The sequence below is a fragment of the Paenibacillus jamilae genome (assembly GCF_050482105.1).
GTDB lineage: Bacteria > Bacillota > Bacilli > Paenibacillales > Paenibacillaceae > Paenibacillus > Paenibacillus jamilae_B.
The window spans coordinates 1-269 of the sequence record NZ_JBCNHI010000031.1; the positions used below are offsets into that span (position 1 = coordinate 1).

Genomic DNA, 269 nt, shown 5'->3' on the forward strand with positions numbered 1-269 from the left:
GTAGGCATTAAGGATAACTTTTTTGAAGTGGGAGGACATTCACTGCGTGCCACCACCCTGATGGCGAAAATCCATCAGGAGCTGAATTACAAGCTGGCCTTGCGAGACATTTTCCAATATCCGACGATTGAGCAATTGGTACAGGTGATGGGTGAAGATCAGACCCCGCAAACGTATGTATCCATACCTGTGGCAGAGGAGCGCGAATATTATCCTGTTTCCTCGGCGCAAAAACGGATGTACGTTCTAAGTCACCTGGAAGGCGGAGA

Annotated in this window: 1 protein-coding gene; it reads left to right on the forward strand. The window is 48.7% G+C overall.

The features are described from left to right. The coding region (locus ABEW32_RS24560; RefSeq protein WP_430192678.1) for a phosphopantetheine-binding protein at window positions 1–269 on the forward strand (269 nt) is incomplete at both ends.